Annotated in this window: 25 protein-coding genes; 11 read left to right on the top strand and 14 right to left on the bottom strand. The window is 38.7% G+C overall.

What is annotated here, in order from left to right; all coding sequences use genetic code 11:
* Positions 1 to 213: 213 nt before the first annotated feature.
* Positions 214 to 543, bottom strand: coding sequence for a DUF2956 family protein (locus tag ESZ39_RS11620; protein ID WP_146880068.1), 330 nt, complete (start codon positions 541 to 543; stop codon positions 214 to 216).
* Between the two features lie 166 nt (positions 544 to 709).
* On the opposite strand from ESZ39_RS11620, the gene ESZ39_RS11615 reads away from it, so the two are divergent.
* From ESZ39_RS11615 to ESZ39_RS11590, 6 genes are all read left to right on the top strand, one after another.
* Positions 710 to 1,342, top strand: a complete 633-nt coding sequence (locus ESZ39_RS11615; protein ID WP_146880065.1) for a dUTP diphosphatase — start codon at positions 710 to 712, stop codon at positions 1,340 to 1,342.
* A 173-nt stretch (positions 1,343 to 1,515) separates the two neighbouring features.
* Complete coding sequence (locus tag ESZ39_RS11610; protein ID WP_146880064.1) at positions 1,516 to 2,181, top strand: DUF2726 domain-containing protein; 666 nt, start codon at positions 1,516 to 1,518, stop codon at positions 2,179 to 2,181.
* A 309-nt stretch (positions 2,182 to 2,490) separates the two neighbouring features.
* Positions 2,491 to 3,201 carry a 5'-methylthioadenosine/S-adenosylhomocysteine nucleosidase gene (gene mtnN / locus ESZ39_RS11605; protein ID WP_146880063.1) on the top strand — a complete coding sequence of 237 codons (711 nt, stop codon included), beginning with the start codon at positions 2,491 to 2,493 and terminating at the stop codon, positions 3,199 to 3,201.
* Positions 3,201 to 4,181, top strand: coding sequence for a cobalamin biosynthesis protein (locus tag ESZ39_RS11600; protein WP_146880062.1), 981 nt, complete (start codon positions 3,201 to 3,203; stop codon positions 4,179 to 4,181). The genes mtnN and ESZ39_RS11600 overlap by 1 nt, the downstream gene beginning before the upstream one ends.
* A gap of 400 nt (positions 4,182 to 4,581) precedes the next feature.
* Positions 4,582 to 4,971 (top strand): rhodanese-like domain-containing protein, encoded by a 390-nt coding sequence (locus tag ESZ39_RS11595; protein ID WP_146880061.1) that lies wholly within the window; start codon positions 4,582 to 4,584, stop codon positions 4,969 to 4,971.
* Positions 4,972 to 4,991: 20 nt separating this feature from the next.
* A complete protein-coding gene (locus ESZ39_RS11590; protein ID WP_146880060.1) occupies positions 4,992 to 5,624 on the top strand; it encodes a trimeric intracellular cation channel family protein in 633 nt (210 codons plus the stop codon).
* Between the two features lie 210 nt (positions 5,625 to 5,834).
* On the opposite strand, the gene ESZ39_RS11585 is transcribed toward ESZ39_RS11590, so the two are convergent.
* The 8 genes from ESZ39_RS11585 to ESZ39_RS18070 form a co-directional block, all read right to left on the bottom strand.
* Positions 5,835 to 7,214: a class II fumarate hydratase gene (locus ESZ39_RS11585; protein WP_146880059.1), complete on the bottom strand. Its 1,380-nt coding sequence runs from the start codon at positions 7,212 to 7,214 to the stop codon at positions 5,835 to 5,837.
* 487 nt (positions 7,215 to 7,701) lie between these two features.
* The gene (locus tag ESZ39_RS11580) at positions 7,702 to 8,451 is read right to left on the bottom strand and encodes a PRC-barrel domain containing protein (protein ID WP_146880058.1); all 750 of its coding nucleotides are present in this window, start codon (positions 8,449 to 8,451) and stop codon (positions 7,702 to 7,704) included.
* A 412-nt stretch (positions 8,452 to 8,863) separates the two neighbouring features.
* Positions 8,864 to 9,319: a large conductance mechanosensitive channel protein MscL gene (gene mscL, locus ESZ39_RS11575; protein WP_146880057.1), complete on the bottom strand. Its 456-nt coding sequence runs from the start codon at positions 9,317 to 9,319 to the stop codon at positions 8,864 to 8,866.
* A gap of 56 nt (positions 9,320 to 9,375) precedes the next feature.
* Positions 9,376 to 9,648 (bottom strand): hypothetical protein, encoded by a 273-nt coding sequence (locus tag ESZ39_RS11570; protein WP_146880056.1) that lies wholly within the window; start codon positions 9,646 to 9,648, stop codon positions 9,376 to 9,378.
* 852 nt (positions 9,649 to 10,500) lie between these two features.
* Positions 10,501 to 10,974: a Dps family protein gene (locus ESZ39_RS11565; RefSeq protein WP_146880055.1), complete on the bottom strand. Its 474-nt coding sequence runs from the start codon at positions 10,972 to 10,974 to the stop codon at positions 10,501 to 10,503.
* Positions 10,975 to 11,109: 135 nt separating this feature from the next.
* Complete coding sequence (locus ESZ39_RS18075) at positions 11,110 to 11,292, bottom strand: hypothetical protein (RefSeq protein WP_223270361.1); 183 nt, start codon at positions 11,290 to 11,292, stop codon at positions 11,110 to 11,112.
* Positions 11,265 to 11,390 (bottom strand): hypothetical protein, encoded by a 126-nt coding sequence (locus tag ESZ39_RS18250; RefSeq protein ID WP_262984492.1) that lies wholly within the window; start codon positions 11,388 to 11,390, stop codon positions 11,265 to 11,267. The genes ESZ39_RS18075 and ESZ39_RS18250 overlap by 28 nt, the downstream gene beginning before the upstream one ends.
* 56 nt (positions 11,391 to 11,446) lie before the next feature.
* Complete coding sequence (locus tag ESZ39_RS18070; protein ID WP_223270360.1) at positions 11,447 to 11,632, bottom strand: hypothetical protein; 186 nt, start codon at positions 11,630 to 11,632, stop codon at positions 11,447 to 11,449.
* 718 nt (positions 11,633 to 12,350) lie between these two features.
* On the opposite strand from ESZ39_RS18070, the gene ESZ39_RS11555 reads away from it, so the two are divergent.
* Both ESZ39_RS11555 and ESZ39_RS11550 read left to right on the top strand, forming a co-directional pair.
* Positions 12,351 to 13,022 carry a tRNA (adenine(22)-N(1))-methyltransferase gene (locus ESZ39_RS11555; RefSeq protein WP_146880054.1) on the top strand — a complete coding sequence of 224 codons (672 nt, stop codon included), beginning with the start codon at positions 12,351 to 12,353 and terminating at the stop codon, positions 13,020 to 13,022.
* Positions 13,023 to 13,386: 364 nt separating this feature from the next.
* Entirely contained in the window at positions 13,387 to 15,387 is a 2,001-nt protein-coding gene (locus tag ESZ39_RS11550; protein WP_146880053.1) for a GGDEF domain-containing protein, read from the top strand.
* 369 nt (positions 15,388 to 15,756) lie between these two features.
* On the opposite strand, the gene ESZ39_RS18320 is transcribed toward ESZ39_RS11550, so the two are convergent.
* The 5 genes from ESZ39_RS18320 to tyrS all read right to left on the bottom strand — a co-directional run bounded on the left by ESZ39_RS18320 (position 15,757) and on the right by tyrS (position 19,319).
* A complete protein-coding gene (locus ESZ39_RS18320; protein WP_317615712.1) occupies positions 15,757 to 15,885 on the bottom strand; it encodes a hypothetical protein in 129 nt (42 codons plus the stop codon).
* A gap of 264 nt (positions 15,886 to 16,149) precedes the next feature.
* A complete protein-coding gene (locus ESZ39_RS11540; RefSeq protein WP_146880052.1) occupies positions 16,150 to 16,473 on the bottom strand; it encodes a ribonuclease E inhibitor RraB in 324 nt (107 codons plus the stop codon).
* 194 nt (positions 16,474 to 16,667) lie between these two features.
* The gene (locus ESZ39_RS11535; RefSeq protein WP_146880051.1) at positions 16,668 to 17,120 is read right to left on the bottom strand and encodes a hypothetical protein; all 453 of its coding nucleotides are present in this window, start codon (positions 17,118 to 17,120) and stop codon (positions 16,668 to 16,670) included.
* Positions 17,117 to 17,710: a DUF4136 domain-containing protein gene (locus tag ESZ39_RS11530; RefSeq protein WP_146880050.1), complete on the bottom strand. Its 594-nt coding sequence runs from the start codon at positions 17,708 to 17,710 to the stop codon at positions 17,117 to 17,119. The genes ESZ39_RS11535 and ESZ39_RS11530 overlap by 4 nt, the downstream gene beginning before the upstream one ends.
* Before the next feature lie 409 nt (positions 17,711 to 18,119).
* Positions 18,120 to 19,319 (bottom strand): tyrosine--tRNA ligase, encoded by a 1,200-nt coding sequence (gene tyrS, locus ESZ39_RS11525; protein ID WP_146880049.1) that lies wholly within the window; start codon positions 19,317 to 19,319, stop codon positions 18,120 to 18,122.
* 193 nt (positions 19,320 to 19,512) lie between these two features.
* On the opposite strand from tyrS, the gene ESZ39_RS11520 reads away from it, so the two are divergent.
* The 3 genes from ESZ39_RS11520 (at position 19,513) to ESZ39_RS11510 (ending at position 22,418) form a co-directional block, all read left to right on the top strand.
* Positions 19,513 to 20,910, top strand: coding sequence for an OapA family protein (locus ESZ39_RS11520; protein WP_223270359.1), 1,398 nt, complete (start codon positions 19,513 to 19,515; stop codon positions 20,908 to 20,910).
* Between the two features lies 1 nt (position 20,911).
* A complete protein-coding gene (locus ESZ39_RS11515; protein WP_146880047.1) occupies positions 20,912 to 22,051 on the top strand; it encodes an anhydro-N-acetylmuramic acid kinase in 1,140 nt (379 codons plus the stop codon).
* A 175-nt stretch (positions 22,052 to 22,226) separates the two neighbouring features.
* The gene (locus ESZ39_RS11510; RefSeq protein WP_146880046.1) at positions 22,227 to 22,418 is read left to right on the top strand and encodes a hypothetical protein; all 192 of its coding nucleotides are present in this window, start codon (positions 22,227 to 22,229) and stop codon (positions 22,416 to 22,418) included.
* The last annotated feature ends 6 nt before the right edge of the window (positions 22,419 to 22,424 follow it).

Genomic DNA, 22,424 nt, shown 5'->3' with positions numbered 1-22,424 from the left:
CGCAGGAAAAATAACTCAAGGTAAGGCGCTCGATTGAGCAATAGCTGGCTATTGGGATTGAGAGCAACACAGCCTTGAGCTATTTTAACTAGTACAAGTGAGCAATAACTTAATGGGATTGGTATAACATAACAACACCGTCAATGTGAGCCAATGATATGCTAAAACACTCAATGCTATTATTTTTAAACCAGTCACCGATTGATTACGGGTTTAAAGTAAAAGAAAATAAGCCCAGCTCACCAACAACAGTAACCAAGGTAAAGCCGATAGTGCTCTAGCGCTATTGGCTGAGCTTTCTGGTTCAATGCTTTCGGCAGCTCTTGTCTCTATTGATTCATTCGCTTTCGCGGCGACTGTTTTTTTACGTTGCTTGTCGCGCTCGCGGCCTTTCACTTTTTGCTGCTTCTTATATTCACTGATGCCTTTTTCAATACCTTGAGCAATCAATTTGGTTTGCTCTTTGGTTTGCGCTTTTTTTTGTGTGCCTTTAGCAACACGTAACGCTTCATTTTGTACTTCGTTGGAAACTTTTGTCGTCACTTGAGCTGTCAAAGTTAAACTCCCTTAATTATTTTTAATCATTATATAATGATTGTATAATGCCATTATTAACACAATACTTTAACCAGAAAGCGTATTAGTTTATGGCTGCTGCGGTAAACTATCGGCAACTGATTTAATTAATACCCATAATATAGAGATAAGCATGAGCGATTCACTTAGCACCGCAAAAAACCAAATTACACAAATGTTATCAATGCAAGATGCGATGAATTCACGGGTTAGCGAAACCTGGCGAGATAACAATTATGAATGGTATCGTGCCATTTGGGTTGAATGTGCAGAAATGCTAGATCACCATGGCTGGAAGTGGTGGAAACACCAAGAAATTGACGTTGCACAAGTACAATTAGAGCTGGTTGATATTTTTCATTTTGGCTTAAGTTTACGCTTAATGACTGGCGATTCCATTGAAGATATTAGCCAAACCTTAGCCACTGAATTAAGCCAAAATAGTGGTGAGCAGGATTTTAAAGTTGCTCTAGAAACGCTGGCATCAAAAGCCGTTAGCCACAAAGCCTTTGATGCCTTAGCGTTAGCTGACTGCATGCGCTTAATGTCGATGGATTTAAACGAGCTCTTTCGTCAATATGTGGGTAAAAACACCTTGAATTTTTTCCGTCAAGACCACGGTTACAAAGAAGGTAGCTACATCAAAATTTGGCATGGTGGTGAAGATAACGAAGTGTTAGCAAATTTAGTTAAGACTCTCGACACCAGCGCTGATGACTTCCAACAACAACTTTATGTCGCATTGGAAGCTAAGTACCCAAAATAGCACAAGCAAATAAATAAAAATAAAACACTATAAATCAGTATCTTGAATGGACTTACAGCTGTAATAAATTTTATTAATTCACTGTTGAGTAGATAACACCATCTCTGGCTCATTTTTTGCTTTATCTACTTAACTAAGATAAACGTCAAAAAATTGAACTGCCGGAGATGTATATGGAACTCATTCTATTTACCATGATCAGCCTAATTGTTATTGTTGGTGTGCTTGCTAGCCGCTTAAACGATAATAGCTTTCCCTTTCCTTTCGATCGTAAAACTGCCCTGTTCACTCCCGCAGAAAAAAACTTTCAAAATCTTGTCGAGCAAGCAATGGGCTCAAGGTATCGCATTATTAATCGCGTTAAACTTGCCGATATTGTTAGCATTCGCAATGGTGTCTCAAATCGAGCCGGCCAAACCGCGACAAACAATGCTAATAGCAAGTATTTAGATTTTGTTATTTGTGAACGCGATAGCATGAAATTACTCGGTGTAATTGATCTAGTTGACACCCAAGGTAGGGGTTACAAGATTAAAAAAGACTGGTTTGTTAGCGGCGCACTTGAGGCAGCAGCCATTCCACATATTCGTATAAAAGTTAAAGCCAATTACACTATCGATGAAATTCGTGCCTGTATTAATAGCCGGATATTAGGTAATAATGCACCGACACTAACACCAAAGGTGAAAGGTCGGATTATTCCTGCGCCTTTAGTGAAGGCTCGTCCAAAATCAGCTGGTGCCTTCACCTCTTCAGCCGCACAAGCCATGTTAGCAAAAGATACCCCAGCTATGACTAGACAGATTTCTTCAGCTCAAGTAGCGGCATTACCTCACTAAGTTTATTTATTTTCATTGGTATTGCTTGCTAAGTAAGCTGTAAAGCAGACTTTATTGTCTGCTTTTTTGTTGATATATATGCCTAACACTTCAAGAGATAGTTTCAGCACTTAGCTAGGAAATGAGCTAAGAAATGAGCTAAGAAATGAGCTAAGAAATGAGCTAAGAAATTAGCTCAAGGCACAATACTTGATCAGGGCTGTGCTCTTATCAAATATTGTTCAAAGATTTTATGCGCAAGTCGCGCTATAATCCGCCCATAAACCTTGGCGAAATGTGTTCGCTAAAATTTTTACAGGATCAAAGTTAATGAAAGCAGGCATTATCGGCGCAATGGAGCCAGAAGTAGCAATTTTAAAAGCAAAGTTAGTCAATTGCCAAGCATCTACACATGCTGGATACACCTTTTATCAAGGGCAATTAAATGGCTCTGACGTGGTTATTGTGCAATCAGGCATTGGCAAGGTAGCTGCCGCTTTAGCAACCGCAATACTTATTGATAAATTTCAGCCCGATTATATAGTTAATACCGGCTCTGCCGGCGGCTTTGACCAAGCACTTAAAGTCGGCGATATTGTCATTAGCTCAGCAGTGCGTTACCACGATGTTGACGTGACCGCTTTTGGCTATGAAATAGGCCAATTACCGGCTAACCCGCCAGCGTATATTCCTCACCCTGAACTTGTGGCCGCGGCAAAAGTGGGTATAAGCTCACTGGATAATGTGCAAACCTTGATTGGCTTAATCACCACAGGTGATACCTTTATGACTAAAGATGACGACATTGCCAAGGCTAGAGCAAATTTCCCCACTATGGCTGCGGTGGAGATGGAAGGAGCCGCTATTGCACATACCTGTCATCAGTTTAATATTCCTTTTGTGATTATTCGCTCAATGTCAGACATTGCAGGCAAAGAGTCGCCAACCTCATTTGAAGCTTACCTAGAAACCGCATCAGTTAACTCTTCTAAGTTAGTGATTAGCATGTTGGCAGCACTACAAGGTAAAACACTACACTAATGACAAACCTGAGTAATATCCTAACCAGCCCAGAGCTTTATTCTGCTGTTCTCACGCTGTTATTGATAATAGCGTTAAAAGCACTAATTAGTCAGTTTGTTACTCAGCAACCGTTAGCTTTTTTCAATTTTTACTGTCAGCGCCTAGCTGATAAAGTCAATCAACAAAGTGGTCGTCCACGCCAACAACATATTTCAGGCTTAATCGCTATTCTGCTGACTTTAGTACCATTGCTCACGATTTTATGGCTATTTGAAGTCTTCATTGAAATACCTTGGCTTTGGCAAGCGCTATTACTTTACTTTGCACTGGACAGCTTTGGGTTGACTAAAACTTGCAAAGGGGTGGCACGGGAGTTAGTTGCCAATAACCATTACCAAGCGAAACAAAAAATAGCGCCGTATTTATTACGCGATACTAGGCAGTTATCAGCATTGGGGATTAGTAAAGCCTGTATTGAAATGCAGGTGTTGCGCAGCTCACAATTGCTGGTTTGCGTCGGTTTTTATTATCTGCTTTTTGGTCCATTGGCGGCATTAACTTTTCGTTTATTACTGGAAATGCATTACGCTTGGAATATAAAACTTGCTCGTTTTGTACACTTTGGCGCCGCGGTAAATTATATTGTTAAATTACTGCAATGGTTACCGTCACGCTTATTTTCCTTACTGCTTTTACTTGGCACGGTTGGCCAAAACACCTTACTGTATTGGCGTTTAATCCGCAGCAAATTTTTCCAAACTAACAACGCTATATTATTGCATGTACTGGCCTTAGGTTTAGAAATAAAGTTGAGTGGTGTCGCTAGCTATAATGGTGATAAAGTCCGCAAAGCCAGCTTTAATGATCATGCTAGGCAACCACAAGCCACTGATATTATTCACGCCAGCAAACGGATAACTTATGCACTATACCTGTTTATTTTATTGCTGATGCTGATGGCAATAGTTTCTTATTCTGTTGCCGGTCACGGTAAGTAAGTCTTTAAATTTCAAACCTAATATGATGTTATACTAATTACATTAAGTTATTGCTCACTTGTACTAGTTAAAATAGCTCAAGGCTGTGTTGCTCTTACTCCCAATAGCCAGCTATTGCTCAATCAAGCGCCTTACCTTGAATTATTTTTCCTGCGCACAACAAGATCACAAACTTAATGGAACTGGTATTATTCAAGCTCAGGTTATAAAATAATAATCGGGTAACACGTTATTCACTGTGTTAAATAACGATTAAAAGCCTTTGCTACCACTGCAATTTTGCTAAACTAGCAAGTCTAAAACGCAAGTAACCTTAAAGCAGACCACCTTAAAACAATTAACCTTAAAACACGTCAGCGTAAACACAAGGCTAGTTTTTACTACATCATAAGGATTTATTATGAAATTTCTTACCACAACATTAGCGATTTTATTGAGCGCATTCTCGCTTTTTACTTTCGCAGAGCAAACAAGCACTATTTCACAGCAAGCATTGTTAACCTTAATGGCAACGCCTGCGAATAAAACAGTGATCTTGGATGTGCGTACGGCTGAAGAATTTTCCAAAGGCCATATTGAAGGCGCAATCAATATTAGTCATACAAAAATTAACGCAAATCTTAATAAAATTATCGCCTTCAAAGACCAAACCGTAGTGGTGCATTGTAAATCAGGACGTCGGGCGCTAAGTGCTGAAAATGACTTACGCGCTGCCGGCTTTAGCAGTCTTCTCCACCTTGAAGGTGACATGAATGCTTGGCAAGCTGCAGATTTACCTCTAATAAAATAAGCAAATAAGTACTAAACCAAATGTCAGAATTACTCTATCGGCTTGATCTGTTTGGCGTTATCGTTTTTGCCTTCTCAGGGGCATTAATGGCCGGACGCTATAAACTTGACCCCTTCGGTGTGGTGGTGTTGTCTGCGGTTACCGCTATTGGCGGCGGCACCATTCGCGATGTAATTTTACAAACACCCGTATTTTGGGTCAAAAATCCGATTTATCTTTATGTGATTTTGGCTACTGCGGTACTGACCATTCTTATTATTCGTTGCCCAAAACGTATTCCGAAACGACTTTTATTGGTTTCAGACGCATTTGGTTTAGCCTTATTTGCCGTATTGGGTACTGAAAAAGCACTTAGCCTAGGTGCAGCGGTTCCTGTCGCCGTTGTTATGGGCACAATGACAGGCGTTGCTGGCGGTATGATACGCGACGTGCTGTGTAATGTAATTCCAATGATTTTAAGAAAAGAAATTTATGCCACTGCCGCTATTTTAGGGGGCACATTATATACCTTATTGCTACATTTTGGCTTACCCGAGCATATCGCTATTATTGGCTCAATATTGGGTGCATTGTCGTTACGTTTAGCCGCTATTTATTGGCGCGTAACCTTGCCTGCCTTTCATATAGATGATCAAGAAGAGAACAAAAAATAGCGCTGACAATTAACAATGAACTAGGTTAAAAGCTAACGTAGTTCACCTAAAAAACTACTCACTCTGCATTACATCTTGGCTAAATCTTGGTTAGGTCTTGGTTAGCTCTAAGTTGGAGCTAACTCTGGAAAAGATTACTAATAGATTACTAATAGGTTACTAATAGGTTACTAATAAATTATAGCGAATGAACCTTGTCACCTAACGACCTTAAGCATTGCCTCCACTTGTTAGCCGCTTAGGGTCTAGTAATGCAATAAGCTCTGTTTCACTAATATCGGTTAGCTCTAGCGCTACATCCAACACCGTTCTTTGTCCCTGATAAGCTTTTTTAGCAATCTCAGCGCTTTTGTCATAACCAATCAAATGAGTTAATGCGGTGGCCAATATCGGGTTTCTTGCTAAGTTTTGATTAATTATTGTCTGGTTAACTTGCATGCCTTTAATCGCTTTATCAGCCAGTGCGGTGCTGCTTGAACTCAATAACTGAATACTTTGTAGCAAAGTGTGGCCGATTAAAGGCAACATAGTGTTGAGTTGAAAATTGCCCGATTGTCCTGCCAAGGTAATAGTTGTGTCATTACCAATCACCTGAGTACAGGCCATCAGTACCGCTTCGGGGATCACCGGATTAACTTTGCCCGGCATAATGCTACTACCTTTTTGTAGTTCAGGTAACTGTAATTCATTTAAACCATTTAATGGCCCACTACTCAGCCAACGAATATCATTACTGACTTTACTTAAACTAACCGCTGAGGTTTTGAGTATACCACTGACCTGCACTGCCGTATCTTGGGCACTTATAGCTCGAAAATAATTATCCGCAGCAGTAAATGTTAGGCCCGTTCTTTCGCTTAATACCCGAGTGACGATCGCAGCAAACTCTGGATGTGTGTTAACACCTGTGCCGATAGCCGTGCCACCAATAGCCAGTTTATATAAGCTAGGTAAACTGTTTTTCAGCTGCTCGTGTGCATAACTTATTTGGCTACTCCAGCCACTTATTTCCTGAGCGAAACTCAGTGGCATAGCATCCATTAAATGGGTTCTACCGGTTTTAATTGTGCTGCGATGTTCACTTGCTTTTGCATCCAAAGTATCAATTAAGTGCTGGAGTGAGGGTAACAATTCCTCAGAGATCAGCTTTGCTGCACTTAAATGGATACAGGACGGGATCACGTCATTCGAGCTTTGCCCCATATTCACGTCATCGTTTGGATGCAGGTTAATACTCTGCTGACTATTTCGCTTAACTAACGAGGCAATAACTTCATTAACGTTCATGTTGGTACTGGTGCCAGAGCCAGTTTGAAACACGTCAACTGGAAACTGATTAACGTGAAAGCCATCAGCAACTTCTTGGGCTGCCAATTGAATAGCAACAGATTTATCAGCATCAAGTAAGCCTAATTCTTGATTAGCTTGTGCACAGGCGCTTTTTAATGTCGCTATTGCCCAGAGAAATGCTCGCGGCATTTTGAGTTCGCTAATGGTAAAATTGGTCAATGCTTTGGCTGTTTCGCTGCCATATAATATATCGGTTATCTCGCTACTCTTAGACATTTCATTGTCGTCTGTTTTTTGCATTGCGTTATCCTTAGTTGCTACTCACTGAAGTTTACAGCCGCTAGATGTTAAATTAATCTCTAGCCGCGAGACATATTTATACCAATCTGATTAATTATCTGATCATTTCATTTGGCTAAGACAAGCCACTACGGCGTTATTTATTTACTCATTATCGCGGCATGGATGCCGCTTATTAGACAATGCAGACGCCTATTGTCCTGAACAACGAGTGATTAAAATAAATGCCTTATATTGGGTTGTTTTTCTTGCCTATAAAGTAGACCACCTAATTAATGAAATTAGTATTAGTCCTCACACAATTTTTGCTAACACACAGCATACATAGCTAATAAGTGCATTAGCTATGTATGCTGCTTTACACTTTTCATATCAGCGCTAATCAGCTGCTGCGCGAGATTAAAGTGCATAGCTGTTTCTATGCTTTATAAACAAACATCTTATCGATAATCATAGCCATAAATCTGTGAGAATATATTTAATCTGGCTACTTATTGAACATAAGTTTCTTTTGAACCTCTGCTAGATACTCAGCATCATTTAATTTGTCTGGGTTATATTCTGGGCAGGCATTTATCTGCTCAAAACTAAGGTTACAGGTAACCGTTTTTTCTGCCCAGTTCAAGACATCTAATTGCTTTGGAGAGATCAGTACTTTTTTACCGCCGGGCAACCAATCACGGGTATCAACGACGAGATAACGCAGGGACCAATTATAAGTGTCACAAATAAAGTCTTTGATATAACCTTTTTTGCCATCTAAAGCATCTATGCCGTAATGTGTGATCTCATTGGTTGAACGCAGATGATTAGTAGTTTTAGCATCATCACTTTCACTACTATCTTTTGGCAATGTATTTTGATTAACCAAAGCCATTGGATACGCGTATTCACCCCAAGCACCCGGTCCAACCCAATAGTAACCATAGGCATAATAATCAAAATAGCTCTCTTCAAACTCACGAGAAACAGTCTGGAGTACATCAATTTGAGGGCTGTTTTTGACCTTATCTTTTGATATAGACACGTTAAGTTGCTGCTCTTCAACATTGTATTCAAGCAGTGAGATAGGGCTTATCAAGGTTTTCTCACTTAAAGGCACCCAAGGTTGAATATCAACCACCATAAATCTTATCGTCCAATGTCTATCATCAAAATAAACATCTGTTACCTGGCCAATTTCACCATCTACTGCATGAATAGTACTTCCGTTTAATTCTTCCAATTTAACTAACATCACTTTCTCCATCTTTGTTCATTGGGTTTAGCGATTAATTTTCATCAAAGTATTAGAATTATCGCTCTTATATGTCAATCATGATTTAAAAAATCTCAGTACAAAATGCAGACATAATACATAAGGTAGCTATACATCAACAGCCGTAAAAGGCCGTAAAATTAGTTAGATAACGAACTATAACTATAGTTCAAAAAAGTTAATAACTAGCTCATTAAAACATAATTATTTATAAATACAATGACAAAGCATATTTTTACGTGTTATTTGTCGCTATGAATATAATTAGAATACTAACTAAAATGAAGTTTGGCTTTTATAGTGTTAATTTCATCAGGCAAAGCTAATAAGGAGACAGAAATGTTGAGAGGCAATAGTGAGTCAGCTTAAAGTGATAAATTTACACTAAGATTTACACTAAGTTTGCTGTACATTGTGGGCACTTAGACGCTTTAATATTGATAACCGAATAACAAAATTGGCAATTTTTTGTTACTTTACCTACCTGCTTCAACTCTGCGTCTTTTATACGATTGATCGCCTTAACTAAGATAAAGGCAAACCAAGACACTATGCTAAAACTGAAGACACTATTAATAAACAAACCGTAACTGAGGGTTACGGCGCCGTCTTTATTCGCAAGCGCTAAGGTAAGGTATGGGCCACCCTGTGCGCCGTTTTTTAGCACAAGGAACAAATCGGCCATATCAACACCGCTGGTAAGTAAACCGATAGCAGGTGCAATAACATTAGTCACCAAGCTGCTCGCAATCGTAGCAAAAGCGCCGCCTACAACAATACCAATCGCCATATCTAAAACATTGCCTTTCAAAGCAAATGCTTTATATTCTGCAAATATTTTCTTCATATTGTCTCAGTTTTAATAATTAACTGTAATCATATTAATAGCTAACTGTTAAATATTTACTTAATCGGTTTTTTCTTCGGTATAGCAAAGTTTGCGTAAATGGTCGTTGCTGTGCCCACAATAAGAGACAACATAGCAGCACCGAACATTGCATCATTTTTAGCTTCAAAGGCCAAAAGGTATAAGCCTAACGCGACAAAGAATAGACCAAGGGAAATAAAAACTTTTGGGTGTAACGTTATCAGCCGAGATGATAATGCATATTTTGCTACTTTCGTTTTAGTATGAGCAGCCGTTTTTCGTTTATGTTTATTTTTATTTGTCGGCATCACCAACTCCTTAGGTAATATCCCACCAAGGGGAAAATTTTTAACAATATAAATCAATAAGGTCACATGAAGGAATTATTCGCTGTGCTGTTATTAATATCATCACACAATACTAATCTGATTTGTGCTGAAAAAATAGTGCCTTTAACAAGCTAAATATAGTGGGATAAATATCAGTGGCTAAATGGAAACGAAGTAGAAGCAGAATTCGACTTTTTATCCTTTTAAAGAATTTATAAGCGTAAATTACATCAGTCGATAATAGCTGATAAATTGTTACCTATAAGGTGAGGTGTTGATTGCGAGCTTAAAATCCATCAGAATTTTAAATAATCACTTATTATTTGTATCTAATACCAGTTCCATTAAGTTTGTGATCTTGTTGTGCGCAGGAAAAATAACTCAAGGTAAGGCGCTCGATTGAGCAGTAGCTGGCTATTGGGATTGAGAGCAACACAGCCTTGAGCTATTTTAACTAGTACAAGTGAGCAATAACTTAATGGGATTGGTATTATACCAATTTGATTAATTAAGTGGTCTACTTTTTCATGAGGAAAAATGAAGAAATACAAGACATAAAATTTAGTCAGTAGTTATTCACCTTATAAATTTTATAACGCTGTAGTTTTTTATTTTAACCATTAAAAATGAGTCGATAATTAATCAATTTGGTATAAGGGACCCTATAAAAAAATCTAAGCAATCAATACACTAATAGTGTTTAACTTGATGACTCATGCTCTTATACCTGGGGCCACATGACATTATTGACTATACAAAGAAGAGTGTGGGGCTTGAAAACAGTTAAATAGGTGTCGGCTATGCGACACCTATTCTTATGGGTCTTACGGGTTATGCTTTTTTAATCGCTCGTAACATCCAAGCTGTTTTTTCATGTATACGCATACGATCAGAAACTAGCGAGGCTGTTGATTCATCATCAGCACCTTGCGCTATTTTTAATACTTTGCGGCAAGTTTTGATCACTTGTTCGTGACCTTTAGTTAGCAATTCAACCATCTCGGCTGAACTTGGCACGCCATCGACTTCTTTAACAGAACTAAGTTTTGCAAACTCTTTATAGGTACCAGGTGCTGGCACATCAAGTGTTCTAATACGTTCAGCAATATCATCAACAGCAGTTGCCAACTCGGTGTAATGCTCTTCAAACATTAAATGTAATTCACGAAATTGTAACCCTGTTACATTCCAGTGAAAATTATGTGTTTGTAAATATAGCGTGTAAGAGTCTGCTAAAAGCTGCTTTAAACCATCTGAAATTTCTGTTCTATTTTCTTTATTTATACCAATATCTATATCTGTCATTTTATTTCCTCATGTTTAACATTGTGAAAATCATGCTTACACCAACTAAGCGGCGTAAGATAGCTGGCTATAATTGCTAAAAACGGCCGCTAGCCAACTGTTTAGCGTCCGCTTGAGTAAATTACATCGTGTAGTTCATACGGCTTGGTCTAGCTTATTCACGAAATCTTCAACAGCTTTTTTAGCCTCTGATAAAGCAAAACCATTTTTGCAGTCCAAATGGGCAAAACCACGGTATTGTATACCTAAATATTCAAATGTATCTGTAAAAGAATTAATAAAAGAACGGTCTATCGCTTCGCTGCTTGAAGTCGACACGACACAACATAACCTACTTTACGGCTTAATTCACGCGCTTGCTCTTTTAACACTTGTACAGACAAAAAATTAGATATTCTATCAATGAATATTTTCATTTAAGCACTTATAGCAAACCAATATACCGGTGAGGCAAAAACTATATTCCGATATTTCAATAGCATATCCATAAGGGGTAAAAAGTCGTCACTACTATTTTATGCTCATAATCAAAGGGTGAAATATTCTTTAAAGCTAAATCTACAACCTCAATACCTAATTGACCAGCAATTAGATCAATTAATTTTCCTGTGTTGCCATCCCGTCTCGCGCTAGCAATTACTGCAATAGTTTTATTCATGCTCCAACCTGCTTAACAATATAGACAGAATAACGACTCACCAGGCTAACTTATACCAATCCCATTAAGTTATTGCTCACTTGTACTAGTTAAAATAGCTCAAGGCTGTGTTGCTCTCAATCCCAATAGCCAGCTATTGCTCAATCGAGCGCCTTACCTTGAGTTATTTTTCCTGCGCACAACAAGATCACAAACTTAATGGAACTGGTATTACAGCAGAGTAGATTAGTTAAAAGCTAGTGCTGTAATTAGTCGATTAAACAATTAAAATACGCTGTTAGCGGCAATAAAGATAACATAATTTTTATTGCTTTATATACCGCATCAAGCATTCGCCTTAAACGCCAACATCGATGGCAACATCAATGGCAACATCAATGGCAACAAGTTAGCTTAAGGCTAAACACTTATCTTCAGTCCAACAATTATGGTGGGCAAAAACTTTGCTAGCGAGTAAGTTTTCAGGGTAAATAAACCAGAGACGAGTACAATATTAAGACAATGATAATAAGCGATGACCATTAAATTAATGCATTTTCCTGGCGTTAGTCAACAAGAAAGCTGACTACTTTAACTGGTTTGCTAATAGCAGTCGGGGCTTGATATTTATCAATTAACTGTCGATGTCTGAGTTAATTTCAGTTGCTTTTTCAACTTCGCAAAAAGCAATAAAACCATTACAATACGATAATTTAAAATCGTAATACAGGCTATTTAATTGAAACTCAGTAAAAGATTACAGCATATTGAGCAAATGGTAACAGCGGATTATAGCCACATTTGGGATTGCTGCTGTGATCACGGCTTTTTGGGGGCAAGCTTGTTGTCTCGACAAGCAGCCAAGAATATACATTTTGTTGATATAGTACCTGAGCTCATAACAACAATAGAAAGTAAGCTCCAACAGTTTTACCCACATTCGTTGTCAGATTGGAAAACACATTGTCTTGATGTCGCCAAGTTACCTTTACAACAATATCAGGGTAAACACCTCGTCATCATTGCTGGCATTGGCGGTGACTTAATGATCAAATTCATCAATGACCTTTACCAAAAACATCACAAAATGAACATTGATTTTCTGCTCTGCCCAGTTAATCAACAATTTGCACTACGTGAAAAATTAATCGCACTGAAGTTCGGTTTAAAAAACGAAATATTAGTTGAGGATAATCGCCGCTACTATGAAATAATTTTGGTTTCATCGACAAGCGATGCTAATAGAACAATTAGCCCTGTAGGACATGATATTTGGCAATCAGTTACCGCTGAACAAGCAAGTGTCGTTAAACAGTATTTAGACAAAACGCTCAAACACTACAACCGAGTTCAACAAGGCAGCGCCAAGCACCTTGATTACATCATTAGTGCTTATAATAGCAAAGTCTAACGCTCTGCTATTTCGGTGTTTTACAAACTTCAGTAAAGCGAAAAATAACAGTGATTTTTTGTTAAAATCAGTAGTAATACCAATCCCATTAAGTTATTGCTCACTTGTACTAGTTAAAATAGCTCAAGGCTGTGTTGCTCTCACTCCCAATAGCCAGCTATTGCTCAATCGAGCGCCTTACCTTGAGTTATTTTTCCTGTGCACAACAAGATCACAAACTTAATGGAACTGGTATAAAATCAAACCTGTTGAATAGTTCAGGTATCTGCTTTATTCTTCTGATACTCTCATTTTAATTAATAGTATAAAAATTGTTCAACGTTGATCGTACGCATTTTTGAAAAACTTAGTGTGGGGGGCTTTAATGGCGAGTAAATTTACTAACAAAGAAAACAATGCAGGTAGGGCGTCAAATAAAGAAAATTTTCTGACCTTTTTTCGAGGCACTTACTCCGCTTGGCTTATATTTCTATTAAGCCTCTTTATTACGCTTATTGCTTGGTCGATCACTAACAAATCTCATCAACGCCATACTGAAGATTTATTCACATTTGAGGTCGCCCAAACCCTTCAAGCTATCAAACAGCGTATGCAAGGGTATGAGCAAGTTTTGCGTGGTGGTGTAGGATTATTTCAATCAAGTATTCATGTTAATCGTCATGAATTTCATAATTATGTAACTAATTTACGAGTTGATAAACATTGGCCTGGCATTCAAGGTATTGGTTATGCCGTTATGTTGAAGCCAGAAGAAAAACACGCCTTCGTCAATGCACTGAGGCTAAAAGGTTTTAATGAGTTTAAGGTTTTTCCAGCAGGAGTGCGTGAACAATACAGTAGCATTCTCTACCTTGAGCCATTTACAGCTAGAAATCAGCGCGCCTTTGGATACGATATGTACTCAGAAGAGTCTCGTCGTATCGCCATGGACATTGCTCGCGACAATGGCAATATCGCATTTTCCGCTAAGGTTAAACTGGTTCAGGAAAGTGGTAATGATTTGCAGAATGGCTTTCTCATCTATCTCCCTTTATATCGAAATGGAGCAGCGATTGAAAGCATAGCTCAGCGTCAAAAAGAACTCATTGGCTATGTATACAGTCCATTTCGCATGGACAATCTGATTAAAGGCATTCTGTTAAGTGATAAAAATCGCCAACTAAGTTTTTCAATATATGACGGAAATTCACAAGCGGTAGAGGATCTACTTTACAGCAAAAAAAATAATCTAGATTCTTTATCTGATGCTGATATAAAAGCATTTACACCTCGTTTCTCTGTCGTTAAAATCATTGAATTTCCAGGCCAAAATTGGACCATACACTTTCAAAGCACCTACCTTTTTGAAAACATAGTTAAAAATAACTTAGCTAAATTAATTGGTTTTACTGGCACGACTTTATCACTGCTTTTACTGTTTATACTGCTCAATATTGCCAGTAGCAGTAAAAAAGCGTGCGCAGCAAACGCGGAAGCACAAATATTAATCGATCGATTAAAAGCAGGCGCTTCAGCTGGCATTGTCGGTATTTGGGATTGGGATGTTAAAAGTAACATTTTGAATTGGGACTCTGTCATGTACGGATTATATGATATGGATGAGTCAAATGTTGAAGATTTACAAAAAGTATGGTTTTCCAGAATACACATAGACGACCGAAGCTATGTTGACGGTGAAATACAGGCGGCCCTTAGAAATGAGCGAGAATATTGCCTCGAATTTCGTGTTTTGTGGCCAGACAACTCGGTGCATTATATTAAAGCGGTATCAAAAACCTCTTTTAACAAGGCAGGTAAGGCAATTCGGATTGTTGGCGTAAATTATGACATTACCGAGCAAAAAAAACTGCAAATACGCCTTGATAAGCAAGCCTCGTATGATCAATTAACCCAGCTTCCTAATCGTCGTTTAATCAATGATAGATTAAAGCAAGCGATAGCCTTTACTGATCGTAATAAACAAAGCATGGCTATTCTTTTTATTGATTTAGATGACTTTAAACAAGTCAATGATAGTCACGGACACCATGTTGGTGATTGCCTGTTAATAGCAGTATCTGAACGTATTCAATCTTGTTTACGCGCTACCGACACCGTTGGACGTTTAGGTGGGGATGAATTTATTGTGATCCTCCCAACTATTTATCAGCACGCAGCCGATGTTGCGAATAAAATACGAATAACTTTGGAAGATCCTTTTATCATGGATAATGATGAGGTCCTAAATATTTCCTCAAGTATTGGTGTGGCCATTTATCCTCAGCATGCAACAGAGCAAGCTATGTTGATGGACTGCGCCGATAAGGCAATGTATGAAGCAAAAAAAAGAGGACGTAATAAAGTGATGATTTTTGGATATTTTTAATTTTATTACGTGAAAAAATAGCAACTTTTTCTTTGTTGCGCTAAAGAAATAACGAAAAGACTGCTTACGCCTCCACTTGGAAAAAACAATTCAACACGGTGCAATAGCAGCACGCTACCTTGATTAATATAGTGCCAGCCAGTTAACACAGCTCAAACTTATGCAGCCTATTAATTTACTTATATGCAAGTGCTGTTAATGAGTGTCTTTTGTTGCTGAATTTCACTAGCATTTTTGTCTTTTACTGCGATCGCTAAATCTATTTTAGCTGCAGTACATTGATCAGATAGCGCTTTATCATTAGGTAAGTTTGATCTTTTTGTTGCTGAGTAATACCAATCCCATTAAGTTATTGCTCACTTGTACTAGTTAAAATAGCTCAAGGCTGTATTGCTCTCTGTCTTCAGGGTTTCTATCTGCTCGGTACGGGGGTGGTTGAGTTGCGCCGCATGCTGTTAAGAAAACGAGCAGAAATAATGGCATTAATTTATTGAACATTGTTTAATACTCCTTGCGCAAATAGCGCTATATCCTTGTGCTTACAGCACGGTATTATGGATAAGTTTGAGTAAACTCAGCATCATATTGCTTATTTAACTGATATTAATATCTCATAATATCAGTTATTTAAAAACTGTTAATAGACACGTTTTTATCAACAGTGATATATCAACGAAATCTTTGGAGCGAACCACTATCTTAACTCAAGTTAACTCAAGTTAACTCAAGTTAACTCAACTTGAGTTAACTTAGCTTAAGTCATTAAGCCTCAATACCCCAACCATCGTTAAAGCCTTTGAATTTTGTTGCTAGCAACTCAAATTCAGCTTCTTGCGCAACAATCGCGTCATAACTTGGTGTCATGGTTACTGTGCAGTTTAAATCCCACACATTGGGTAACTCGTCAGGTGCTAGCGTTACAATCATGTCTGGCGCTTTTTCAGCTAAATGCTCGATCATAGCTTGCGCTTGTATTTCTTTTTCAAATAACTGGAAAAATACTACTGGGTGCATTTCATTTAAGTTAATGCCAGCAGCTTGCATTTCAGTTAATACTTGGCCGGTTTCATCGTCGGGGAAGGTCATATCAGATACAATTTATTAAAAACAATACGTTATTATATACCCAAAGCCATTCAAGATGCTTGTTTGGCTGACAATTAAAAGCTCTTTAGCCAAGACAATTATTTTTAGCGCTGGTGATATACCTGTTGCGCTATCAAAAATAATTAACGCCGCTTAAATAGCCTTTCAAGCGACAGGTGAGATGATAATTAACACTAATTGAGCGTATTCATTAGCGTGCAAATATTTTGCTGACAAGCGAGTTGGCTTTGCGGATTTACCGTTGGGCAAGTCTCCATATTAATGCGCTGTGTGGCTATTTTTTTAAGTTGTGAGGCTCCTATAACATTACTGGCTAACTTGCAGTCGACATTTTTGAATTTAACAGTAACGACTTGGCACTGTGCTAACGTGATACAAGTTAAGTTATTGATCAATGTGTTTTCAAAGTTATTCATAATGTTAGCGTCAGTTTCTGGCTTGGCAACATTGGTAATACTTTTACGTAAAAGCGGTTTTTTCTGCTGTAGCTGAGTCTGTTGCGCCAACGCGTGTTTAGCTGGCATGGTGGCTTTTTCATTTTCCGACAGGAAATAACCTAAGCCAAGCAGAATGACCATAAAACAGGTCAGGGTAAATAATGTAATAACTAGCCACTTAATCGTCATGTAAGCTGCTCCTTTAAGTTAACAATTTGGCTTATATTTTTGCCACAAGGATAATCGCGCAACATGCTATCAACCGCTTGACTAATTTTTTTCTGTATTTCACGGCTATTATCTTGAGGTTTAAAACCTAACGGATAGATACTGCGCCAGACCGAACGTTGATTTTTTGGGTCGATAATATCGATAATCAAACTACCGGGGTCTAGCTTTTTTTCTAACTCTAGGCGGCTGTTTTTGCCTGCTCTTAAGCAATAACCGCAATATTTTACCTGTTGATCATATTTTTTCAGTTCGGCAAAATTATTATCAAGCAGGTGATAAGCAATAAGTATATCGGCCTCGGTAAAAATTTTATAACGAAAGCCATTCTCGTTAAAGCCCTGCTCAATCGCCAGTTCAATGGTATTGCGGATAGTGTCGTTAAGATTTTGTAAATCACCAAAGGCGGAATTACGATCATAAGTGCTATAGCTTTCAACGACAGAAAAATCAAAGCCATCACGAAATGACGTGGTAGCACTGTTCATAGATGAACAAGCAACAAGGTTGATTATTAACGCCAAGCAGCTAAGTAATCTAATATTTGTCATATAAGCTTCAAACAATAAATAATCCCCCTAGATTACCAAGCTGTTTGTAAATTACAACTTTTCCTATGATATCAGTAACTTTTTCAGCTCGACATACATAGATACATTAATCTCCTAAAGCCATGTTCTTACAGAAATATAAGTCATTTAAATAATACATAGCAATTCAAAATGGCTAGCAACGACCATATGATCTTGACCGTACCTACAGGGATGTAGGTACTTGGGTTACGTTGGGAGCCAACAAACTGACCGTACTTCGACGTATATGGATGCACTAATGCCATGGAGCCATGAATAGCTAAGAACGACTAAGAACAGCCATGCACCCGCGATATACCGTACATCCTGTACATAAAAAACCAGTAACCACTACTGGTTTTTTAACAACAGACTAATTTGATAGCATTTACTTAACAGTAACCTGAGCAAATTTACGTTTACCGACTTGGTATATTGCTGTTGAGCCTGCACTGATCATCAGCTTATTATCGACAATTTTCTCGCCTGCAATTTTCGCCGCACCTTGCTTTATCATCCGCATAGCTTCAGAGGTACTAGTCACTAAACCGGCTGCTTTTAACAAGTTAGTAATAGCAATTTCACCATGTTCGGCAATCACATCTATCGCTGATATGTCGTCAGGCACGGCACCTTTTTGAAAGCGGTTAATAAATTCTTGATGAGCCGCTTCCGCCGCTGCCTTGTCATGAAAGCGCTCAATTAACTCTTTGGCTAAGTCAATTTTTATATCTCGAGGGTTTGAGCCTGCGGCAATATTTTCTTTATAGCCATTAATCACCTCAATCGCTTTAAAGCTAAGCAGCTCATAGTAGCGCCACATCAAATCATCAGAAATCGACATGATTTTACCAAACATATCATTCGGTGCGTCAGTAATGCCAATATAGTTATTCAATGACTTAGACATTTTTTGCACGCCGTCTAAGCCTTCAAGTAATGGCATCATAAGCACAGTTTGCGGACGTTGCCCTTCTGACTTTTGCAGTTCGCGGCCCATTAATAAATTAAATTTCTGGTCAGTACCACCTAATTCAATATCAGCCTCTAACGCAACTGAATCCCAACCTTGCACTAACGGATACATAAACTCATGAATGGCAATAGCTTGGCCACCGTTATAACGCTTTTTAAAGTCATCGCGCTCCATCATACGCGCAACGGTTTGCCGTGAAGCCAGTTTTAACATACCTGCAGCGCCAAGTTTTTCCATCCACGTAGAGTTAAATGCAACCGTGGTTTTTGCCGGGTCTAGAATTTTAAATACTTGTTCTTTATAGGTTTCAGCGTTTGCTAAAACATCTTCTTTGGTTAACGCCTTGCGCGTAACATTTTTACCCGTTGGATCACCAATCATGCCAGTAAAGTCGCCAATTAAAAAAATAACTTCATGACCTAACTGCTGAAACTGTCGTAACTTATTGATCAATACGGTATGACCCAAATGTAAATCTGGTGCTGTTGGATCAAAACCAGCCTTAATTTTTAACGGTTTTCCTAGCTTTAACTTGGCTAACAATTCATCTTCTAGCAGAATTTCTTCCGCACCGCGTTTTATTTCTGCAAACGCATGGCTTACATCTGACATTACTAGGCTCCAACAGGGGAATATAACCCGTTCCACTTTAAGGAACAGGTATATAACAAATAGATTAATTAATTGTCGAATTCTACTGTAATTTTAACTGTGGTGAAAACCCTATCATTGTTTAGCATGATATTATTTTGTTATAGTAAACGACAGTTGTCGTATTAAAATTTCACTCATAGGCCTTATCTTTTTGAAAAATATAAAAAACTTATATTTTGCCCTACCAAAACAGCATCAAATAATTATTACTGCATGCGCTGTTGTAGTGTTATTTTTATTAATAGTGCCGTTAAAGAGCAGTAATCAAGCTACGTCGAGTACTGATAGCGAATTTAAAGTCGGTCAGCGCTATCAAATCGCCATGCCCGAGCAGACAAGTCATGTTGATCCGCCTGCCACTATTCAGTTACCCGTTCAACCCATCGACGCGTTAACCATTACACAAGAACCCATCAGAGATCTGCCCAGCAATATTGAAGAAGACGCAGCACAATTGCAGTGGCAATCAGTCAAGGTAAGAAATGGCGATTCGCTAGCAAAAATATTTAAACGTAATAATTTAAATGCTACCACAACTTATAAAGTGATCACCGCCGAAGGTGAAGGCAGTAAGTTACTCAAAAAGCTCAGTGTTGACGATATCATGCGCATAGGTAAAGACAATGAAGGTAACTTAGTCTCACTTGAGTATCCGTTATCAAAAAATGAGACCTTGTTCGTTAATTTACAGAATAAGCAATATCACGCTTATAAGGAGAGCAAAAGTGTTGAAATTCGTGAGGCTATTGCACATGGCGTGATTAAAGCCAATTTTTGGCTTGCTGCCGCCTCTGCCGGCCTAAATGATGGGCAGATTATTAGCTTAGCGAATGTATTTGGCTGGGATATTGATTTTGCTTTGGACATTCGTGAAGGCGATAGCTTTAATGTTGTTTATGAAAACCAATATGTTGAAGGTGAGTTTATCGGCACTGGCAACATAGTGGCGGCAGAGTTTGTTAACCAAGGTGAGTCTTTTAAAGCTATTCGCTACACTAATGGTAAGTATTACTCGGCAGAAGGCAGAAGCATGCGTAAAGCATTTTTGCGTGCGCCAGTAAGCTTTAAATATATTAGCTCTAATTTTAAACGCAAACGTTTTCATCCCGTACAAAAACGTTGGAAAGCCCATCGTGGAACAGACTATGCTGCTAAAACAGGTACACCCGTTGTTGCCGCAGGTGACGGTAAAGTCGTGCGAGCGACTTACGACAAGTATAATGGCCACCACGTATTTCTGCAGCATGGCAACGGCATTGAAACCAAATATATTCACTTTTCAAAACGGGCCGTCAATAAAGGCGAGCGAGTCAAGCAAGGACAGGTCATCGGTTATGTTGGCTCTACCGGCTTAGCTGCGGGCCCACATTTGCATTATGAGTTTTTACTTAACGGTGTACATCGTAATCCTAGAACAGTTAAGCTGCCAGACGCTGAGCCTATCAGTAGTAAGTATAGACAAGCATTTGATGTGATAGCAAAACAGCGGTTGGCAGAGCTGATGGGTTCACGACGCATAATGCTCAGCATGCAGCCAAACGCAGAATAATATGAGCAAAAAAATGCATTATATTGGCCTGATGTCAGGCACTAGCGCTGATGGCATTGATCTCGCGCTTGTCGAATTTGATGGTCAGCAACCGCAACGAGCCCATGGGGCAAATTTGCTTGCAAGCTATTATCAAGCTTACGATGACGACACCCAGCAAAAAATAATGACTTTATATAACGCTAGCGCTAATGAAATTGATCGAGCTGGTAGCCTCAATATCGAGTTAGCTCAGCAATTTTCTCAAGCCATTATAAAATTTCTTCAGCAAGAAAAGCTATCTGCAACAGATATTACTGCCATAGGTTGTCATGGGCAAACCATTCGACATCGCCCAGTGAAAAACCCCCAAATAACAACACCTTTTACTCTGCAAATAGGCTGCTTGCAAACCTTAGCATTGTTGACCGACATTCGTGTTGTTGGTGATTTTAGAACCAAAGATATCGCCTTAGGTGGCCAAGGAGCACCATTGGTGCCTGCTTTTCACCAAGCTATTTTTGGCTCAACTGAAAAAGATGTTTTTGTGGTTAATATTGGTGGCATTGCTAATATTACCTTTCTGCCCAAGAATGCCCCACATAAAACTACCGGGTTTGATACCGGCCCAGGCAATGCGTTAATGGATTATTGGTTTGAACAGCACCAATCAGGCCGCTATGACGCTAAAGGCCAATGGGCCAATTCAGGTCAAGTTTGTCATAAATTACTACAAGCTATGTTAAACGACCCCTACTTCTCACAAGCTGCCCCTAAAAGCACTGGGCGAGAGTATTTTAATGCCCAATGGTTGGCAAAATTTACCAACCAAAGCACATTAAAACCCGCCGACATTCAAGCGACATTGACGGCGTTAACAGCCGAAACAATCGCTCAAGAAATTAGTCAACTAAGTGCGAAGTCTGACGTGTACCTTTGCGGTGGTGGCATTGAAAACAACTACCTAATTTCATTATTAAATCAAAAGCTTAACAATCATTTAATTGTAAACACCCAGACAAAAAACATCAATAGTGATTCATTAGAGGCCATGGCATTTGCCTGGTTAGCTTTAGCATTTGATCAAAATATTTTTGGTAACATTCCTGCGGTAACAGGGGCTAGCAGGCCAGCTGTTTTAGGTGTTAGTGTTAAACCTTAGAAATGACTAGATATGAGTATTTTTCTCTTTATAATAAACCTTTATTGTCGAAAAAAAGCACATTAACTGTATAATATTTGAACTACTTTGATAGTGAACACTCTAAGTAATAAATAGTAACGCTTGCTGAATCGAATACACAGTTCGATATTCGACAACTAACGAGGAGGAAGTAATGGAATTTCAAGACATACATATTGGTATGAAATGCGGTAGCAAAAAAGGTAGCGGTACAGTAACTTGGATTGATGGTTCAACCCGCACTATTTATATGGCAAATACCGCTCACAACAACAGCTTTGCCGTTGGCTTTGAAGAGATTATTGAAGATCCTCAAGCGCACAACAAAGAAGATACCTACTACTAAGTTTTT

This window comes from Colwellia sp. C1TZA3 (assembly GCF_007954265.1).
In the GTDB taxonomy this organism is placed as follows: Bacteria; Pseudomonadota; Gammaproteobacteria; order Enterobacterales; family Alteromonadaceae; genus Cognaticolwellia.
This window is presented reverse-complemented; position numbering and strand designations above follow the sequence as displayed.

What these genes read in the sequence shown, in the direction of transcription:
- mscL (WP_146880057.1), bottom strand. Translation starts at nt 9,319, where the DNA reads ATGAAGAAAATATTTGCAGAATATAAAGCATTTGCTTTGAAAGGCAAT.
- ESZ39_RS11515 (WP_146880047.1), top strand. Translation starts at nt 20,912, where the DNA reads ATGAGCAAAAAAATGCATTATATTGGCCTGATGTCAGGCACTAGCGCT.
- ESZ39_RS11610 (WP_146880064.1), top strand. Translation starts at nt 1,516, where the DNA reads ATGGAACTCATTCTATTTACCATGATCAGCCTAATTGTTATTGTTGGT.
- ESZ39_RS18070 (WP_223270360.1), bottom strand. Translation starts at nt 11,632, where the DNA reads ATGAATAAAACTATTGCAGTAATTGCTAGCGCGAGACGGGATGGCAAC.
- ESZ39_RS11550 (WP_146880053.1), top strand. Translation starts at nt 13,387, where the DNA reads ATGGCGAGTAAATTTACTAACAAAGAAAACAATGCAGGTAGGGCGTCA.
- ESZ39_RS11570 (WP_146880056.1), bottom strand. Translation starts at nt 9,648, where the DNA reads ATGCCGACAAATAAAAATAAACATAAACGAAAAACGGCTGCTCATACT.
- ESZ39_RS11565 (WP_146880055.1), bottom strand. Translation starts at nt 10,974, where the DNA reads ATGACAGATATAGATATTGGTATAAATAAAGAAAATAGAACAGAAATT.
- ESZ39_RS11510 (WP_146880046.1), top strand. Translation starts at nt 22,227, where the DNA reads ATGGAATTTCAAGACATACATATTGGTATGAAATGCGGTAGCAAAAAA.
- ESZ39_RS11590 (WP_146880060.1), top strand. Translation starts at nt 4,992, where the DNA reads ATGTCAGAATTACTCTATCGGCTTGATCTGTTTGGCGTTATCGTTTTT.
- ESZ39_RS11600 (WP_146880062.1), top strand. Translation starts at nt 3,201, where the DNA reads ATGACAAACCTGAGTAATATCCTAACCAGCCCAGAGCTTTATTCTGCT.
- ESZ39_RS18250 (WP_262984492.1), bottom strand. Translation starts at nt 11,390, where the DNA reads ATGAAAATATTCATTGATAGAATATCTAATTTTTTGTCTGTACAAGTG.
- ESZ39_RS11535 (WP_146880051.1), bottom strand. Translation starts at nt 17,120, where the DNA reads ATGACGATTAAGTGGCTAGTTATTACATTATTTACCCTGACCTGTTTT.
- ESZ39_RS18320 (WP_317615712.1), bottom strand. Translation starts at nt 15,885, where the DNA reads ATGTTCAATAAATTAATGCCATTATTTCTGCTCGTTTTCTTAACAGCA.
- ESZ39_RS11595 (WP_146880061.1), top strand. Translation starts at nt 4,582, where the DNA reads ATGAAATTTCTTACCACAACATTAGCGATTTTATTGAGCGCATTCTCG.
- ESZ39_RS11540 (WP_146880052.1), bottom strand. Translation starts at nt 16,473, where the DNA reads ATGACCTTCCCCGACGATGAAACCGGCCAAGTATTAACTGAAATGCAA.
- ESZ39_RS11585 (WP_146880059.1), bottom strand. Translation starts at nt 7,214, where the DNA reads ATGCAAAAAACAGACGACAATGAAATGTCTAAGAGTAGCGAGATAACC.
- ESZ39_RS11615 (WP_146880065.1), top strand. Translation starts at nt 710, where the DNA reads ATGAGCGATTCACTTAGCACCGCAAAAAACCAAATTACACAAATGTTA.
- ESZ39_RS11580 (WP_146880058.1), bottom strand. Translation starts at nt 8,451, where the DNA reads ATGTTAGTTAAATTGGAAGAATTAAACGGAAGTACTATTCATGCAGTA.
- ESZ39_RS11530 (WP_146880050.1), bottom strand. Translation starts at nt 17,710, where the DNA reads ATGACAAATATTAGATTACTTAGCTGCTTGGCGTTAATAATCAACCTT.
- mtnN (WP_146880063.1), top strand. Translation starts at nt 2,491, where the DNA reads ATGAAAGCAGGCATTATCGGCGCAATGGAGCCAGAAGTAGCAATTTTA.
- tyrS (WP_146880049.1), bottom strand. Translation starts at nt 19,319, where the DNA reads ATGTCAGATGTAAGCCATGCGTTTGCAGAAATAAAACGCGGTGCGGAA.